This is a genomic window from Acinetobacter sp. N1-1, from assembly GCF_056711485.1.
On sequence record NZ_JBWXUO010000012.1, the window covers coordinates 972,911 to 989,540 of the forward strand.

General features: G+C 37.6%; 12 protein-coding genes. 10 read left to right on the forward strand and 2 right to left on the reverse strand.

All coding sequences use genetic code 11. The features are described 5' to 3' along the window. Both AC1MPL_RS04875 and AC1MPL_RS04880 read left to right on the forward strand, forming a co-directional pair. On the forward strand, nucleotides 1–1,449 hold the full coding sequence (locus tag AC1MPL_RS04875; protein WP_479764659.1) for an NAD(P)(+) transhydrogenase (Re/Si-specific) subunit beta: 1,449 nt from the start codon (nucleotides 1–3) through the stop codon (nucleotides 1,447–1,449). Nucleotides 1,450–1,621: 172 nt separating this feature from the next. Beyond that, nucleotides 1,622–3,709, forward strand: coding sequence for a TonB-dependent receptor (locus AC1MPL_RS04880; RefSeq protein ID WP_479764661.1), 2,088 nt, complete (start codon nucleotides 1,622–1,624; stop codon nucleotides 3,707–3,709). A 52-nt stretch (nucleotides 3,710–3,761) separates the two neighbouring features. Here the strand turns inward: AC1MPL_RS04880 and rsfS are convergent, their stop codons facing one another. Together rsfS and AC1MPL_RS04890 are read right to left on the reverse strand one after the other, a co-directional pair. Next, nucleotides 3,762–4,166, reverse strand: coding sequence for a ribosome silencing factor (gene rsfS / locus AC1MPL_RS04885; protein WP_479764663.1), 405 nt, complete (start codon nucleotides 4,164–4,166; stop codon nucleotides 3,762–3,764). A gap of 175 nt (nucleotides 4,167–4,341) precedes the next feature. Continuing rightward, complete coding sequence (locus AC1MPL_RS04890; RefSeq protein ID WP_479764665.1) at nucleotides 4,342–7,146, reverse strand: ATP-binding protein; 2,805 nt, start codon at nucleotides 7,144–7,146, stop codon at nucleotides 4,342–4,344. Nucleotides 7,147–7,297: 151 nt separating this feature from the next. Here AC1MPL_RS04890 and cysM point away from each other — a divergent pair, with 151 nt between their 5' ends. From cysM to panB, 8 genes are all read left to right on the forward strand, one after another. Further along, on the forward strand, nucleotides 7,298–8,227 hold the full coding sequence (gene cysM, locus AC1MPL_RS04895) for a cysteine synthase CysM (RefSeq protein WP_479764667.1): 930 nt from the start codon (nucleotides 7,298–7,300) through the stop codon (nucleotides 8,225–8,227). Nucleotides 8,228–8,241: 14 nt separating this feature from the next. Then, nucleotides 8,242–9,054 (forward strand): 3'-5' exonuclease, encoded by an 813-nt coding sequence (locus AC1MPL_RS04900; RefSeq protein WP_479764669.1) that lies wholly within the window; start codon nucleotides 8,242–8,244, stop codon nucleotides 9,052–9,054. Nucleotides 9,055–9,067: 13 nt separating this feature from the next. Next, the gene (gene rlmD / locus AC1MPL_RS04905; RefSeq protein ID WP_479766151.1) at nucleotides 9,068–10,471 is read left to right on the forward strand and encodes a 23S rRNA (uracil(1939)-C(5))-methyltransferase RlmD; all 1,404 of its coding nucleotides are present in this window, start codon (nucleotides 9,068–9,070) and stop codon (nucleotides 10,469–10,471) included. A 20-nt stretch (nucleotides 10,472–10,491) separates the two neighbouring features. After that, nucleotides 10,492–12,792, forward strand: a complete 2,301-nt coding sequence (locus AC1MPL_RS04910; RefSeq protein WP_479764671.1) for a RelA/SpoT family protein — start codon at nucleotides 10,492–10,494, stop codon at nucleotides 12,790–12,792. Between the two features lie 48 nt (nucleotides 12,793–12,840). Beyond that, nucleotides 12,841–13,626 carry a nucleoside triphosphate pyrophosphohydrolase gene (gene mazG / locus AC1MPL_RS04915; RefSeq protein WP_479764673.1) on the forward strand — a complete coding sequence of 262 codons (786 nt, stop codon included), beginning with the start codon at nucleotides 12,841–12,843 and terminating at the stop codon, nucleotides 13,624–13,626. Nucleotides 13,627–13,803: 177 nt separating this feature from the next. After that, nucleotides 13,804–15,276 carry a polynucleotide adenylyltransferase PcnB gene (pcnB, locus tag AC1MPL_RS04920; protein ID WP_479764675.1) on the forward strand — a complete coding sequence of 491 codons (1,473 nt, stop codon included), beginning with the start codon at nucleotides 13,804–13,806 and terminating at the stop codon, nucleotides 15,274–15,276. After that, nucleotides 15,273–15,773 carry a 2-amino-4-hydroxy-6-hydroxymethyldihydropteridine diphosphokinase gene (gene folK, locus AC1MPL_RS04925; protein ID WP_479764677.1) on the forward strand — a complete coding sequence of 167 codons (501 nt, stop codon included), beginning with the start codon at nucleotides 15,273–15,275 and terminating at the stop codon, nucleotides 15,771–15,773. The genes pcnB and folK overlap by 4 nt, the downstream gene beginning before the upstream one ends. A 46-nt stretch (nucleotides 15,774–15,819) precedes the next feature. Next, on the forward strand, nucleotides 15,820–16,629 hold the full coding sequence (gene panB / locus AC1MPL_RS04930) for a 3-methyl-2-oxobutanoate hydroxymethyltransferase (RefSeq protein ID WP_479764679.1): 810 nt from the start codon (nucleotides 15,820–15,822) through the stop codon (nucleotides 16,627–16,629). The last annotated feature ends 1 nt before the right edge of the window (nucleotide 16,630 follow it).

The window sequence follows — 16,630 nt, forward strand, 5'->3', positions numbered from 1 at the left end:
ATGGAATTGATAAGAGAATATTCTGGTTGGTTATATCTTGTTGGTGCGATTCTATTTATTTTAACATTACGTGGATTGTCTAGCCCAAAAACTGCGATTCAAGGAAATCGTTATGGTATGGTGGCTATGGCAATTGCAGTGTTAACGACATTTTTTGTTGCAGACCATGTGGTTGTATGGCTTATTTTAATTCCGATGGCTCTAGGTGCAGTCGTAGGTATTACTCGCGCACGTACTGTGCCAATGACACAAATGCCTGAAACTGTTGCACTGATGCATTCACTGGTTGGTTTGTCTGCTGTATTAATCGCAATTGCTGCAATTTTGCATAACAATCACTTGGTTGGATTGTTTGAGCAAAATGCATCTGCATTGCAAAGTGCAGGCGTAGATCAGCCACATATGAGTAAGGTACACTTCTTTGAATTATTTGTTGGTTGCTTTGTAGGCGCAATAACCTTTACAGCATCTTTATTTGCTTATGGAAAACTCGCTGCAAAAAAATGGGCAAAAACAATTGCAGGTGGTTGGGTAAAACCGTTACAAGCTATTTTATTTGTAGTAATGATTGTTTGTGGTGGTTATTTCTTTACAACAGGAAATATGGCTGCTTTCTGGCTTATGACTGCTTTTGCTCTTGCATTTGGTTGGGTGTGGATTGCGCCTGTTGGCGGTGGAGATATGCCAGTTGTAGTTTCTCTTCTGAACTCTTTTTCAGGGTGGGCAGCAGCAGGAATAGGCTTTACGCTTGAAAATAACATGCTTATTGTCGCAGGTTCATTGGTCGGCTCATCTGGTGCTATCTTGTCGTACATTATGTGTAAGGCAATGAATCGTAGTATTATCAATGTTCTATTTGGCGGCTCAGCAAGTACTGCTACTGTGGCAACATCAGGCGAAAAAGTTGAAAGAAACTATCGTTCTGGTTCGGCAGATGATGCAGGCTTCCTTATGTCAAATGCAGATAGTGTAGTGATTGTACCAGGTTATGGTATGGCGCAAGGTCGTGCACAAAATGCTGTAAAAGAACTTGCAATGTTACTAAAAGAAGAAGGCGTGAAAGTACGTTTTGCAATACATCCTGTTGCGGGTCGTATGCCTGGACATATGAACGTCTTACTTGCAGAAGCAGATGTACCTTACGACGACATTCTAGAGATGGATGAAATTAACTCAGATTTTCCTGCCACAGATGTTGTTCTTGTGATTGGTGCAAACGATGTTGTAAACCCTGCTGCAAAAGATAATCCAGGTTCTCCAATTTATGGTATGCCTATTTTGGAAGCTTATAAAGCCCGTACAATTATGGTTATTAAGCGTTCAATGGCAACGGGTTATGCAGGTCTAGACAATGATTTATTCTATGATGAAAAAACAATGATGATTTTTGGTGATGCGAAAAAAGTTGTTGAAGATATGACAAAAGCAATTAACGGCTCTGGTCATTAATTTAATTCCTCAATTTAATAAGGTGCATTTTATTTGCGCCTTATTAAATTAGACAGTAGATAAATCTGCACCTAATAATAAATTTTAAGAATAAAATATGCTATTAGTTATTGAGAAAAATTATTATTATCGTTAATATTCGCCTGCTTAATTCCTGCTAGTTATCTTTTTTATGAAAACATCTACTAATTTTGTAAGAACAGCCTTAGCTGTTTCTTTGTTCTCTATATTGCAGACAGCTTTTGCTAGTGAGAATGTACTACCAACCATTCAGGTTAGTTCTAATAATGATTCTGATATTATTAAAAAAACAAAAAGTTTTAAGTCAGATCAATCGTTATTTGAAACGGCAAGATCTGTCAGTGTTGTAGGTGAAAAACAAATAGAACAAAAACAAGCCATGAATTTGACAGATGCACTGAATGGGGTTTCAGGAGTAATTTCAGCACCATTGGGTCGAAGAGGGGCAGATGATTTTATTATACGTGGCCAACTTGCTTCGGATTCTATTTATATAGATGGATTAAGACAAGCACAAGCAAGTGATTCTCCTGTAGATATAACGGGATTAGAGCGTGTGGAAGTGGTTAAAGGGCCAAGCTCGATGGATTTTGGTTTGAGCGCACCAGGTGGATTAGTTAATCTTATTACAAAACGTGCAAAGCAAGACAATTTTAATACAGTTGATCTGCGTTATGGCTCTTATGATTTACGTCAAGTAGCATTTGACGTAAATCATACTTTACATGAAGGAAGTAAAGCAGCATGGCGCTTGAATGCTTCATACTCAGATCAAAATGACCCTACAGATTATATTTATTTTAAAAATTTTTATGTTTCACCAAGCTACACTTTTGACTTAGGCGATAAAACAGACTTATCGGTAATAGCAAGTTATGGTCATAAAGAATATATGAGACAACAGGGTATACCTGTATATGGCAGTCTTTTGGCTAACTCATATGGTAAATTGAACCGTAGTTTATTCATTGGCGAGTCTAGCCAAGATCCTTATGTTTCAGATGTATATCGCTTTGGTTATAACTTTGCACATCGGTTTGATACAGGATGGGAGTTTAAGCAGAACTTTGCAGTTCAAAATTCACGTTTAGATGGGCAGGTTATTTTTGCAAATAGTTCGAGTTTGAATAGTAAGACAATTAAGCGTTCGGGTAGGGATCAGTTATATACAGATCTAAATCTTGCTTTGGATAATAATTTATCTAAAACATTTAGTCTGGGTGCTGTGAATCATCATGTAATGGTAGGTGTAGATGCTATTCATGATACACGTGATATATGGAATTATACATGTACTGTAGCAGGTAACTTCAATATTTATAGTCCTAATTATTTAGGTAGCAATTGGTGTTCTAAGAAAACGTTGCGTAGTGATAGTGTGAAAACGACGCTTAAAACGGTTGGAACATATTTAAGAGATCAGATTGATTTAACTGAAAATCTAAACTTAAATTTAGGTGTACGTCATGATTGGGCATCAGTATCAGCACTAAGTCATTATAATCAGACTGAAAATAGTAAAAATAGTCATGCCTTTTCAGAGAATATAGGACTTTTATATGATGTAAATCATATTATTTCACCTTATATTAGTTACTCAACATCGTTTTTACCTGTGACTGACGTTGATGCAAATGGCAAAATTTTTGAGCCAGAAAAAGCTAAGCAGTATGAAGTTGGTTTTAAAGTTCAATCGCCTTCTCAGAATATTCAGGCAAGTCTTGCATGGTTTGACCTTACCCGATTTAATGTTGTTTCTACTGATGCTGATGGTATAAATTATCAAACAGGGAAACAAAACTCGAAAGGGATTGAAACAGATGTTGTAGCAAAGATACGTCCTAATTGGCTTATTTCTGCAAACTATACATATATACCAACTGCTAAGATTGTAAATGATGAAATTAGAAGCTATGTTGGTAAGCGATTGAATAATGTTTCAAAACAAGCATTTAATTTATCTACACGTTATGAATTTTTAGGCAATACACTTTCAGGTTGGTATATTGGTGCAGGTATACGTACAGAATCTGAAAAGACGAGTTATAAATATACTTATACTATTCCTGGATATGCATTATTTGATGCTGAAGTGGGCTATAACGCAACACGATGGCAAGCAAGCTTAAATGCAAAAAATATTTTTAATACAGAGTATTATGCAGGTGGGGTAAATAGTAATATTGTCGCATTAGGCGATGATCGCCAAATAAATTTTAATTTGCACTATAGATTCTAAAATATAAAAAAGCGACATATTTTGTCGCTTTTTTACTATTTACATAAAAATTTTATGCAAGTGCTTTTTCAGGAGCGGAGCGCCAAAGACTTTCTAAGTCATAGAACTTACGCGCTGTTGGTAGCATAACATGTACTACAACATAACCAAGGTCAATTAATACCCATTCTGCATCAGGTTCACCTTCGACACCAATTGGACGAAAACCTGCTTGACGTGCTTCATCTGCAACATTATTGGCAAGTGCTTTGACATGACGTGTTGAAGTGCCGCTAGCAATAACAATTGCATCTGCAACATTGCTAATTTCACTTACATCAAGCTTTACAATATCTTTTGCTTTTACATCTTCAAGTGCTTCATGAACAACTGCTAAGCAGCGATTTACATTTTCACTTTGCGCATTCATCGCGCTTTCTTGAGAATTAGAAGCGCTGGGCGATGGTTCTAAATTCATAGAAGTCAATAATTCCTGACAATTACTCAGTATGTAATATAGCGGTTTTAGGGGTGGAATTCAAATAATGTATTACACAACTTTCTATAAATCTGTTTTATCTAATATTTTTTATTCACTCTAATAGAGAAATATACTTAATTCTATCTTTATTTGTAGGTGTTTTTCTTTGAACTTAAGTTTGTTGCAGTTTTTTATATGCTGATTCACGTGTGTGTTGAATAATATCCTTCAGTTCATTAAATCGAACCAATACTTCATCAATAAAGCTTTGGTCTGCTCTACGTTTTTCTTTTCGAAGCTTGGAAACAAATTTTTCAAAGTTGCCTGTACTTTCTTGTAGTTTTGGGGTGCCCACATAACGAGTTGCACCGTATAAGCGATGTAAAATATGTTCAAGTTGCGGGAAGTCTTCGAGTTCAATCAGTTGTTGCATTTCTTCAATTTCACCATCAAAGCTTTCAATGAGCATTTTGAGTAAGTCGACTGCTAATTCTTCTTTATTTGCTGCAAGTTTTACACTTTGTGCCCAATCTAAATATTCAATATCGATATCTGTAGAGAGGGACTCGTGTACAAGAGATGCATTTTCAAACTTTCTATTTGTCCATGTGGTTAGAATTTGAATAAGCTGTTCTATTTGAATAGGTTTAGTTACATAATCATTCATGCCCACAGACAAAAGATTTTGCTTTTCATCTGAAAGAGCATGTGCTGTAAGTGCAATAATTGGTAATTTTTTCTGATCTTCTAGTGTAGATTCTAAAGAGCGAATTGCACGTGTGGTATCAATCCCAGACATCACTGGCATCTGAATATCCATAAAAATCAAATCAAATGGATGTTGTTTATCTTCAATACCTTGTTGAATATGCCTAATCGCTTCTTGTCCACTGAGTGCTTTGGTTGTTTTTACATTCAGTTCAGCAAGTAGTGCTTCTAAAACAATAAGGTTTGGTAGGTGATCATCGACTGCAAGTACATGCAATCCTTTACCATCAAATAGCTGAGTGGCTTGGTCTTCGACTTGAACCTGATTTTTAAGTAATTGTACTAGGCTATGGCGACTTAGTGGCTGATACAGCGGTGTTGCATGGAACTGATTTAATGTATTGGGCTCTAAAGACATCTGATAGCCATATATTGCTAAATGACCTTGATAGCGCGTACGAATTTCTTTTAATAAAGCTGGTGTGTCGCCTGCATGATCGACAATGACCCATGTATTGTCATCATCTTTTAAATTGTTGAGTCGACTGAATAAGTCTAGAAGCGAAGTGCTTTCTGAATGCTGTACTTTATAATTTTCTAAGTAGTTTTTTAAAATATTTGCAGTTGCGGTATGTGAAATAAAAGATATAACGCGAACATGCTCTAAAAATTCTGGTTGAGGCTTTATGGTAGATGGGTCGAGTTCAAATTGAGCATTAAACCAAAATGTTGAACCTTTTTCTGTAGGGGTGCGTAGTTGGTTGTCTTCAAAACCAATATGTCCATGCATCATTTGAACAAGTTGTTTAGAAATTGCAAGCCCAAGACCAGTTCCACCAAATTGGCGAGTAATTGAAGCATCGACTTGTGAGAAAGAGCCGAACAGTTTTTTTTGATCTTGTTCAGTGACTCCAATACCAGTGTCTTGAACGCTAAAATAAATTTGACAATGTTGATAGTTCTTACTTTCAAGGCGTGTGCGAACAATAATTTCACCTTCAGGAGTAAATTTAATTGCGTTAGAAATGAGGTTTGTCAGAATTTGCTTAAATCTGAGTGTGTCACCAATGACAGACTGAGGTAGGTCATAGGCAAAGAAAAAAGCCATATTGATATTTTTTTGTGCTGCAAGAGGGGACAGCATATCCATGACATCAAATATAGTTTCTTCTAGGTTAAATTGTGCGGTTTCTAATTCGAGCTTACCTGCTTCAATTTTCGAAAAATCGAGTACATCATTAATTAGTGCCAGTAGGTGAGCCGAAGATTTTCTGATGGTTTGTAAGTAGATATTTTGATCATTTGTTAAGCTGTCTTGTCTGAGCATCAGATGGATAAAGCCATCAATGCTGTTTAGAGGCGTTCTTAACTCGTGGCTGATGTTCGCCAAAAAGACAGATTTAGATTGGTTGGCAGAGATTGCTTGGTCACGTGCTTGTCTATAAGTAATGTTCTGAACTTCTAATGTATCTAGCGTTCTACGTAAATCATCTTCAGTTTGTTCTGTGTGTTCTTTCAGTTCTAAGAAACTACTATGTAAACGCTGTAGTGTATTTTCAATATCTCGTTGTAATAGTTTAAGCTCACCACTACTGTTAAGTGTAATAGGCTGGTCTAAATTATCGGCATTTAGGCGTTGAAGTTGCATGCGAATTTCATATAGTGGTGCAATCCATCTTCTTGAATAGAAGTTGAGACACATCATGAGTAAAAGTAAAGTGATGAATCCTGTTGCTGTAAGCACTGTTAAAATTCGATAGTGAGCAATTGCCAATGGTTGGTCATCAAGCTCAATGAGTAACCATGTACTTACACCATTTTTATCGGTCATAACTTTGCTGCCATAAATAGTATTATGGTTGTAAGCAATAGGACCCATAAAAAGACCTGAGTCCGTTATTGTAGGCCAAGGTAGGTAGTGGCGTTGACCAATTGTTGCTTGAATATGATTTTTACTAGTAATAATTGCTACACGTTGAACATATTGTTCATTTAATACATTTTGTAGAATATTTTCTACACGTGGCAGAATAGTTGGTGATGTGTTGATTGCAGATGCTAATATTTTGGCAGTGTGTTGATATCTTGCTAATATGGCAATAGCAGCATATTGTTGCTGGCTTTTTGCAGCAACGCGTGTTTCATTGATAACTAGAGTTGTCCCAACAATTACAAGAACTAAAATAGGAATAAAAATAAATGCGACTAATTGTCCATAGGCATGGTTAAGTTGTAAGCGTTGTAATAAATTTTTTTTAGATTGTGCCATTATCGAAAAATAAACGATTCCTCTTAAGGCAAATCTTATCATGCTTTTAATACGATAGTTGCATGTATTTGTTTGTATAAAAAAGAGTGAAATGAGTGCAGTATGATCATTTTTTTCATACAATAGGCTTACCTAAAATCAGGTAAATATTATGAGTGACAATATTCCAGACTTTTTTTCTGATGATTTCTTGCTTGATCACTATGTTGGAAACACTCCACTAGTAAGGTTGCAACGCTTAACAAAAAATACAACAGCTACAGTGCTTGCAAAGCTTGAGGGAAATAATCCTGCAGGTTCTGTAAAAGATCGTCCTGCATATAATATGATTATACAGGCAGAAAAACGTGGGGATATTAAGCCAGGTGACACTTTAATTGAAGCAACAAGTGGCAATACAGGTATTGCACTTGCGATGGTTGCTGCAATGCGTGGTTATCGTATGAAACTTATTATGCCTGATAATATGAGCCAAGAGCGTAAAGATGCAATGTTGGCATATGGTGCAGAGCTCATTGAGGTGACTCAACAGCAAGGTATGGAGGGTGCGCGGGACTTGGCATTGCAAATGCAAAAAGATGGTCAGGGATTTGTGTTAAATCAATTTGGTAATCCTGATAATGTCGAGGCACACTATTTAACGACTGGGCCAGAAATTTGGCAACAAACAGGCGGTAAAGTCACTCACTTTGTAAGCTCAATGGGAACAACAGGAACCATTATGGGCGTATCAAAATATTTAAAAGAAAAAAATCCAGATATCCAAATTATTGGTTTGCAACCTGAAGAAGGTGCAAGTATTGCGGGTATTCGCCGTTGGCCCGAGGCATATTTACCAACAATATTCGATCGACAACGTATAGACCGTGTGATTGATATTGCACAAGACAATGCAGAAGTGACCATGAGAGCACTTGCGAAGACTGAAGGTGTTTTTGCAGGTACATCTTCTGGTGGTGCTGTATGGGCGGCATTGCAGATTGCCAAAGAAGACCCAAGTGCAGTAATTGTGTGTATTGTTTGTGATCGTGGCGATCGTTACTTGTCTACAGGTCTTTTTTCTATTCAAGATACACAATAAGGTGGATGCAAGGTATGCGCTTACCAGTATTGGTATTTGATATTGAAACTATTACAGATTTAAAAGCAGGTGCTCATCTATATGGGCTAAGTAATTTATCTGATGAAGATGTAGCACAGGCATTAAATAAATTGCGTCGCCAAGATGTTGGAACAGATTTTCAGAGTTTACCATTGCATGAGATTGTTTGCATTTCTGGATTATGGATTGATGAGAAAGGCTTTAGACTGTTCTCATTTAGCCAACAAGACAATAATGAACTTGGCATTTTACAAAAATTCCTATCTATTTTTGAAAAACGTCGTCCTGTTTTGGTAAGTTGGAATGGCTCACAGTTCGATTTACCCGTAATAGCTTATCGTGCTATGTATCATGGTTTATCTGCACCCAATTTGTTTGATCAGGGTGAGTTAAACCAACAGCGTCGATTTAGTAATTATCAAAATAGATATCACCATCAGCATGTCGATCTTATGGATGTAATGGCGATGTTTAATAGTCGTAATTTTCAAAAACTCGATGATATTGCACAATTTTTAGGTTTGCCTGGTAGGCGAGAGGGCGCAGGCTACTTAATACCACAGCAGTTAAAATTAGTGCATTGGGCTGAGTTAGAAACCTATTGTGAATGTGATGTAATAAATACATGGCTGATTTATTTACGTTGGGTCATGCTAAAAGGCCAGTTGTTGCCAAATGAACATAAAAATATGGTACAGCAAACGATTCAGTATTTACAGGATAAGCCCAAGCATCAAGATTTTTTAAAGAATTGGGAGCGAAGTGCGAAAAGTACCGCTTTCAGTTCAACATTTTTTAATTATTAAATTAGGTTCAGTTTTGAAACATATTGCCAAACCTCGTCCCAATACAGTACAAACTTATTTGTTTGATGTTAAGGCATTGTCCCATGAGGGACGAGGTATAGCTCATTATACCCATGATGCTGAACATCCCACAGAAAAGGATGGGAAAAAGGTCTTTATTCAATTTGCACTTCCTGAAGAGCGTGTGCGAGTGAGTGTAACCAAACAGAGCAAACGCTATGAAGAAGGCGATGCTATTGAAGTGATTGGCGAGTCGTCAGAATATCGTACTTCTCCAATATGTGATCATTTCAAAGTCTGTGGAGGCTGTAGTTTGCAGCATATGCACACAGATGAGCAGATTCGCTTTAAACAAGATGTTTTGCAATCTCACTTTCAGCATTTTGCGGGGCTGGCACCGATTGAGTGGTTAAGTCCAATACGTAGTACACGCCAAGATTATCGTCGCCGTGCACGTATAGGTGTTCGCTATATCGAAAAAAATCAGAAATTTATGTTTGGTTTTAGAGAGAGACAAAGTAATCGTTTGGTGAATATTCGACATTGCCCTGTTTTACATGTTGAACTCAATCATGCGCTCCCTGAAATTAAGAGATTGCTGAGCCAGTTGAAAGGTAAGTCTGATATTGGACATATTGAACTGGGTATGGGAGATGAAAGTGTTTCGTTACTTGTTCGACATACAGCACCATTGTGTAAACAAGATCAGGTAGCATTACAACACTTTGTCGTACAGCGAAACTGGCATTTATATTTACAACCCAAAGGTGCTGAGAGTGCTTATCGTGTTCATGTCAATGATGAAGATGACCAGCCGTTATTTTATTCACTAGATGTATTTGATTTAAAATTAAAATTTTTACCTACAGATTTTACGCAAGTGAATGCGGAGGTGAATCAGCAGATGGTTTCTTTGGCATGTAACTTGCTCCAACTTAAGGCAGGCGAGCGTGTACTTGATTTGTTTTGTGGTTTAGGAAACTTTTCTTTACCACTAGCGCGTGTTGTTGGTCAAAAGGGGCAAGTCATTGCAGTTGAAGGTAGTGAAGAGATGGTAGGGCGTGGAAAAGAAAATGCTCGATTAAACCATGTCGAAAATATCCAGTTTTATTCACAAGATTTAACAAAAGACTTTTCAAAACAACCTTGGGCAAAGCAGGGATTTGACGCACTATTGATAGACCCGCCACGTGCAGGTGCGGAACAAGTCATGAATTATATTGCAAATTTTGATGCGAAACGTATTGTGTATGTTTCATGTGATCCCGCTACTTTGGCACGAGATGCAGGTATCCTTGTGCAACATGGTTATCAACTTAAAAAAGCAGGTGTAATGGACATGTTTACACATACAAGTCATGTCGAATCAATTACCTTGTTTGAAAAAATAGAACAGCATTACAACGAAAGTGAATGACATGATAATAGGAGATAGGTATGGTCACAGTACGTGAACAGCTACCTGAACGACTGACGCAGTCTTCAGATGAAACGGCTGTAGAGCATGCCTTACAACAACAAGATTTAGCCCAGTGGTTAAATCGTGTAAGGCAGCAGACCGATGGGGAACTTATCCTGTTAGAGGAAGTTGCATGCCGGACTTTAGAAAAGGGCTTAAAAACAGAAAAGACGGGGCGTAATAATACATTTATTACAGGTATTGGTATTGCAGATATCTTGGCACACTTGTATGTAGATGAAGCGACTCTTATTGCAGCTGTATTATATCGTAGTGTTCGTGAAGGACTTACTTCTTTAGAGGAAGTAGTCGAGTATTATGGGCAGGAAGTTTTAGAGCTTGTACAAGGCACAATGGCGATGGGGAAGCTGTCAGACCTCATTGAGCAAAATAAACGACTAGAAGATCATTTTAATAATAATAAGCGTGAGCATTTAACTGGCATTTATAAAATGCTGATTTCTGTCACGGAAGATGTTCGCGTTGTGCTGATTAAATTGGCTGAGCGAACATTTGAACTACGTGAATTGGCAAAGTCGCCTAAAGAACGTCAAGAGCGTGTTGCACGAGAAATATTAACGATCTACTCGCCACTTGCACATCGACTTGGAATTGCACAACTCAAGTGGGAGCTAGAAGACCTTGCATTTCGTTATTTAGCACCTGATCGCTATAAAGAAATTGCAAAGCTCTTAAATGAGAAGCGCTTAGAGCGAGAGCAATATATTGAGTCTGTAGTTGCGCAACTTAAAGGTGAGCTTGGTAAGATTAATATAGAAGCTGATATTAGTGGTCGTGTAAAACACATTTACTCAATTTATCGTAAGATGAAGAGTAAGAATCTTAGCTTCGATCAACTTTATGATATTCGAGCGTTACGTGTTCTTGTCAATACTGTACCTGAGTGTTATCACGTTTTGGGTATTGTTCATCAAATTTGGCGACACATTCCACATCAGTTTGATGATTATATTACTAATCCTAAAGCCAATGGCTATCGCTCGCTACATACAGCAGTAATTGCAGAAAATAAATCTTTAGAAATTCAAGTGCGTACGCACGAAATGCATGAAGAGGCAGAGCTTGGGGTTTGCTCACACTTCAATTATAAAGAGGGTGGTAAAGCCACAGACTTTTCTTTTAATCATCGTTTGCATTCATTACGTGCAGTATTAGAACATTATCAAGAGCGTAATGAAGCAAGTGCACATGCTAAAGATGAAGAAGATGATGATTTTGAAAAAATTCAAGATTTTGAAGATTTTGAAAAGATCTATGTTTTTAGCCGAGATGGTGACATTAAAGAGTTACCACGTGGCTCGACAGTTTTAGACTTTGCATATCATGTGCATACAGAGGTGGGGAACCATTGCTATGCTGCACGTGTCAATCAACGTTATGTACCTTTAACCTATACGTTAAAAACGGGTGAGCAGGTTGAAATTTTAACCAAGAAAGATCGTGATCCAAATCGTGATTGGTTGGTTAGCTCACTGGGTTATATTAAAACAGCACGCGCTAGAGATAAGTTGCGTCATTGGTTTAGACAACAAGACCGCAGTAAAAATTTAGAAGTGGGTAAAGAGTTGCTCACAAAAGAATTGCAACGTCTTGCGATTCATCCGAAAAGTATTGATTTAAATGAATACTGCGCACATTTTAATGTGAAAACTGGTGATGATGTATTGATTGGTTTGGTGAGTGGAGATATTAGTCTTCATGGCTTAATGAATCAGGTCAATCGTCATATGAATATTGACCAAGATGAACCAGAGCTGATACTCAAGCCTGCACTAAATCCACGTGCAAGTCATACTTTATCTGCGCACGGTATTTTGGTAGATGGATTAGATAATGTTGAACTCCATATTGCACAGTGTTGCCAGCCTGTACATGGTGAGATGATCGGTGGTTATATTACTTTAAATCGTGGGGTTAGCATCCATAAAAAAGGTTGCCTTGATTATAACCGTATGATCACGCAAGAGCCTGAACGTGCAGTTGATGCAGATTGGGAGTTACAACCCACACGCGGTCAGAGTATTCAAATTGTAGTTGAGGCTTATGATCGACGCGGTTTATTACGTGATTTAACACAAGTAATTTTTGCAGATCAAATTAATATTCGTCAGGTAAATACCATTTCTGAAAATGATGGTATTGCAAATATGAAGCTGCTTATAGAGGTAAAAGGCTTGGCACAATTGTCACGTCTCCTTGCACGCTTAGAGCAACAGCCCGGTATTATTAGCGCACGTCGTCTTGTACAAGGCAATTAAGTGTCTGAGCCAGTGAAATTTCACTGGCTTTTTTTATTAGAGAGAATTATGTCGGTACAACAGTTACTTGAAATTATGGAAACCCTTCGTAAGGAATGCCCTTGGGATCAGAAGCAAACACCTAAAACTTTAACGCGTTATGCGATTGAAGAAGCATATGAGGTTGAAGATGCAGTTTTGAATGGAGATACTGATCAAGTAAAAAATGAGTTAGGTGACTTATTGTTACAAGTGATTTTTCAATCACAAATGTACAAGGAACAGCAAAAATTTGATTTCAATGATGTTGTAGATGCATTAATGCAGAAGATGATACGACGTCATCCACATGTTTTTGAAAAAGAAAAATTTAGTACACTAGATGAAACACAGGTTTCTGACTTATGGCAACAAATTAAGCGACAAGAAAAGAAAGACGAAGGAATAGCACCATCTCAATTGGCAGATATAAAGCATGGCCCTACAATTATACAGGCCGAAGAGATACAGAAAAAAGCAGCGAGCATCGGTTTTGATTTCCCTCATATTCAGGATGCTATTGATAAGGTTTATGAGGAACTAAACGAGTTTAAAGAAGCACTAGCAGAAAATCATCAGCAACATATTGAAGAAGAATTGGGTGACTGTTTATTTTCGATGATTAATGTAGGGCGTCAAAAGGGAGTATCTTCAGATCAAGCATTACTTAAGACAATTTTAAAGTTTAGACAGCGTTTTGCTTATATTGAAGAAAGTGCAAAGCGAGATGGTAAAGAGATTGATCAGTTGACATTGATTGAAATGGATCAACTCTGGAACGCTGCGAAAAATATGAAAATTAATGAAAATCAATAAAGTAATATCTATATAAATATCTGAGAAAAATAGCCTTTGTGAAAAATCTTATGTAAAAGTGTTTCACTGTATTTCTTGCTTAGTATAAGATACAAGAAATTGCCCTTTTATGGGTGATGCTCTATGATGAGCAGTTGTTATTAAAATATTCATTACAGACGTAGGAGAGAGCGTCTTTTGCACACTTTACGCGCGTCAAAATATGGTTTATCCATTAAAAAATTACCCCCTTCAATCATTGAAGTGATTGATGCTCTCAGTAAAGCAGGTTACGAAGCATACATCGTAGGTGGTGGTGTTCGTGATTTAATGCTTGGATTGAATCCCAAAGACTTTGATGCTGTGACCAATGCTACGCCTGCTCAGGTGAAGTCAGTTTTTGGTCGCCGTTGTCGCATTATTGGTCGACGTTTTGAGTTGGCCCATGTTTATATTGGACGTGACTTAATCGAAGTCGCTACTTTTCGCGCACCACCAAAAAAAGAGGTGACTAGCGCGCAAGGTATGATTCTGCGTGACAACAATTGGGGAACAATTGAGCAAGATTTTGCTCGAAGAGACTTTTCCATTAATGCAATGTATTACCAGCCAAGAAAAGGTATTATCTTAGATTTTTGTAATGCGATTGCAGATATAAAAAGTAAAACATTAAGACTACTTGGTGATCCTACAAAGCGTTTTGAAGAAGACCCTGTACGTATGTTGCGTACCCTACGTTTTTCAGCGAAGCTTAATTTTAGAATTTCCGATGATATTCTAAATATTTTTAATGCTGATATGGCAATGTTGTTACGCGATATTTCACCACATCGACTTTATGACGAGTCACAAAAACTATTTACGATGGGGCAATTACAACGTATTTTGCCACTCCTAATAGACTTCGGCGTGTGGAAACAACTTTTTGCAGATATTCAACCCATATTAAATGATTTTATTATTTTAGCTGCAAAAAATACAGATCAAAGAATTCAAGTTGGGAAAACCATTAACCCTGCGTTTTTTTACGCTGTTTTACTTTGGGAAAACTTTTTAGAGCGCACACAGTTCTACCTAAATAAAGGGATTGTTCCAGCAGAAGCACGTGCTCAAGCAGGACTTGATGTTCTGAAACGCCAGTGTACCCGAACGGTTATTCCACGATTTGCTGAAACATTTATTCGTGAAGTTTGGGAAATGCAAACGCGTTTACTTAATCCTAAACCACAACAAATAGAGTCACTTTCTAGCCATGCACGTTTTAGGGCGGGTTTTGACTTTCTATTGTTGCGTGAAAAATCAGGTGATCAAGATACTGAAGGCATGGGACATTGGTGGGAAGTTTACCAAAACCTCTCTATAGATGAAAAAGAAGCTGCTATTTCGAAGTATAACCGCCAACGTGTTAAAAAACGTCGTAAAGTATCTTCAGATGCTGTAGTGGAATCTCTAACTACAGGAGATTCACAAACGATTGAACCTTTAGTGGTTGAAAAAGAAAATACCTCTCGTCGTTCAAGACGTTCTAAAGCAAGAAAAACTGGAACTACATCAGTAGCTACAGCCGATTCAAATCAGAATTCGATGGGAGTCGACGATAAGCATCCAATTTTAAAACGTAAGCGCGTTCAGCGTGATCTAACACAAGTTGTGTTTGGGCCAACGCAATGATAACAAGCTACATTGGCTTAGGGAGTAACTTAGGTGACTCTCACGCTATTTTAAAAGAAGCAGTTCATCAGTTGAGAAAAGTAGGTGAAGTTAGAGTATCAAAACTGTACTCTACACCCCCGATGGGGCCTCAAGATCAGCCTGACTATCTAAATGCTGTTGTTGAGTTATGTACCGACTTAACGCCTTTGGCTTTACTTGATGTGTTGCAGCGCATTGAAAATGAATCGGGGCGAGTGCGCTTACGTCGATGGGGTGAAAGAACACTTGACCTCGATTTAATTTTGTATGGTGATGTGGAAATATCAAATGATCGTCTAACGGTACCGCATATAGGTTTATTTGAACGAGATTTTGTGCTGTTACCCTTATTAGATTTGAATGAAAAGATAGTTGTAAATAATCAATTATTGTGTCATTTAAACGTGGTACAACAGTCTAAGCTTGAGCCAATTGCGTTGGCAGACTGGTGGGAAAATAAAGGCAATATTATTTAGTCACCTATATTGTTAAGAATATGGGCTAATATTGTTAGGAGATTACATGATTAGTTTAAGTGATTTGCGACGTTATAAAGCCGAAGGTCGTAAATTTTCATGCCTAACTTGTTATGATTCAAGCATGGCAAAAGCAATGGAAATTGCTGAAATTGATAGTATATTAATTGGTGATTCACTTGGCATGACCATGCAAGGCCATGATTCTACAATTCCTGTAGAAACGGCTGATATTGTATATCATACAGAGTGTGTGCGTCGTGCGAATCAGCATGCATTTCTTATGGCAGATTTGCCTTTTATGGCATATGCGACAGAAACAGAAGCATTGACAAATGCTAAAAAAGTGATGCAAGCTGGCGCTCAAATGATCAAAATTGAGGGTGGTGCATGGTTAGCAGATACAGTTCGGTCATTAACGCGTAATGGTGTACCTGTATGTATGCATTTAGGGTTAACACCGCAGTCTGTAAATGTATTGGGTGGTTATAAAGTACAAGCAAAAACGCGTGAGGCTGCAGACCAGTTAATTCGTGATTGTGAAATACTTGTAGAAGCAGGTACGGCAATTATTTTACTTGAGTGTGTACCAGCACAAGTAGGTAAAGAAGTTGCAGAGAGGTTTCCACAAATTCCTGTAATTGGAATAGGTGCGGGTGCTAATACGGATGGACAAGTTTTAGTTGTACAAGATATGCTTGGCTTAACATTCGGTCGTGTTGCTAAGTTTGTACGTAACTTTATGGTTGAGCAGTCTGGGAGTCAAGCAATTTTAAATGCACTTCAGGCATATCACCAAGCAGTACATAAACAAGAATTTCCTGCTGCTGAACATACATTTCGAGTAGAGTTGTAAA

Coding starts and splice junctions, on each gene's coding strand:
- AC1MPL_RS04875 (WP_479764659.1), top strand. CDS start 1: ATGGAATTGATAAGAGAATATTCTGGTTGGTTATATCTTGTTGGTGCG.
- AC1MPL_RS04880 (WP_479764661.1), top strand. CDS start 1,622: ATGAAAACATCTACTAATTTTGTAAGAACAGCCTTAGCTGTTTCTTTG.
- rsfS (WP_479764663.1), bottom strand. CDS start 4,166: ATGAATTTAGAACCATCGCCCAGCGCTTCTAATTCTCAAGAAAGCGCG.
- AC1MPL_RS04890 (WP_479764665.1), bottom strand. CDS start 7,146: ATGGCACAATCTAAAAAAAATTTATTACAACGCTTACAACTTAACCAT.
- cysM (WP_479764667.1), top strand. CDS start 7,298: ATGAGTGACAATATTCCAGACTTTTTTTCTGATGATTTCTTGCTTGAT.
- AC1MPL_RS04900 (WP_479764669.1), top strand. CDS start 8,242: ATGCGCTTACCAGTATTGGTATTTGATATTGAAACTATTACAGATTTA.
- AC1MPL_RS04910 (WP_479764671.1), top strand. CDS start 10,492: ATGGTCACAGTACGTGAACAGCTACCTGAACGACTGACGCAGTCTTCA.
- mazG (WP_479764673.1), top strand. CDS start 12,841: ATGTCGGTACAACAGTTACTTGAAATTATGGAAACCCTTCGTAAGGAA.
- folK (WP_479764677.1), top strand. CDS start 15,273: ATGATAACAAGCTACATTGGCTTAGGGAGTAACTTAGGTGACTCTCAC.
- panB (WP_479764679.1), top strand. CDS start 15,820: ATGATTAGTTTAAGTGATTTGCGACGTTATAAAGCCGAAGGTCGTAAA.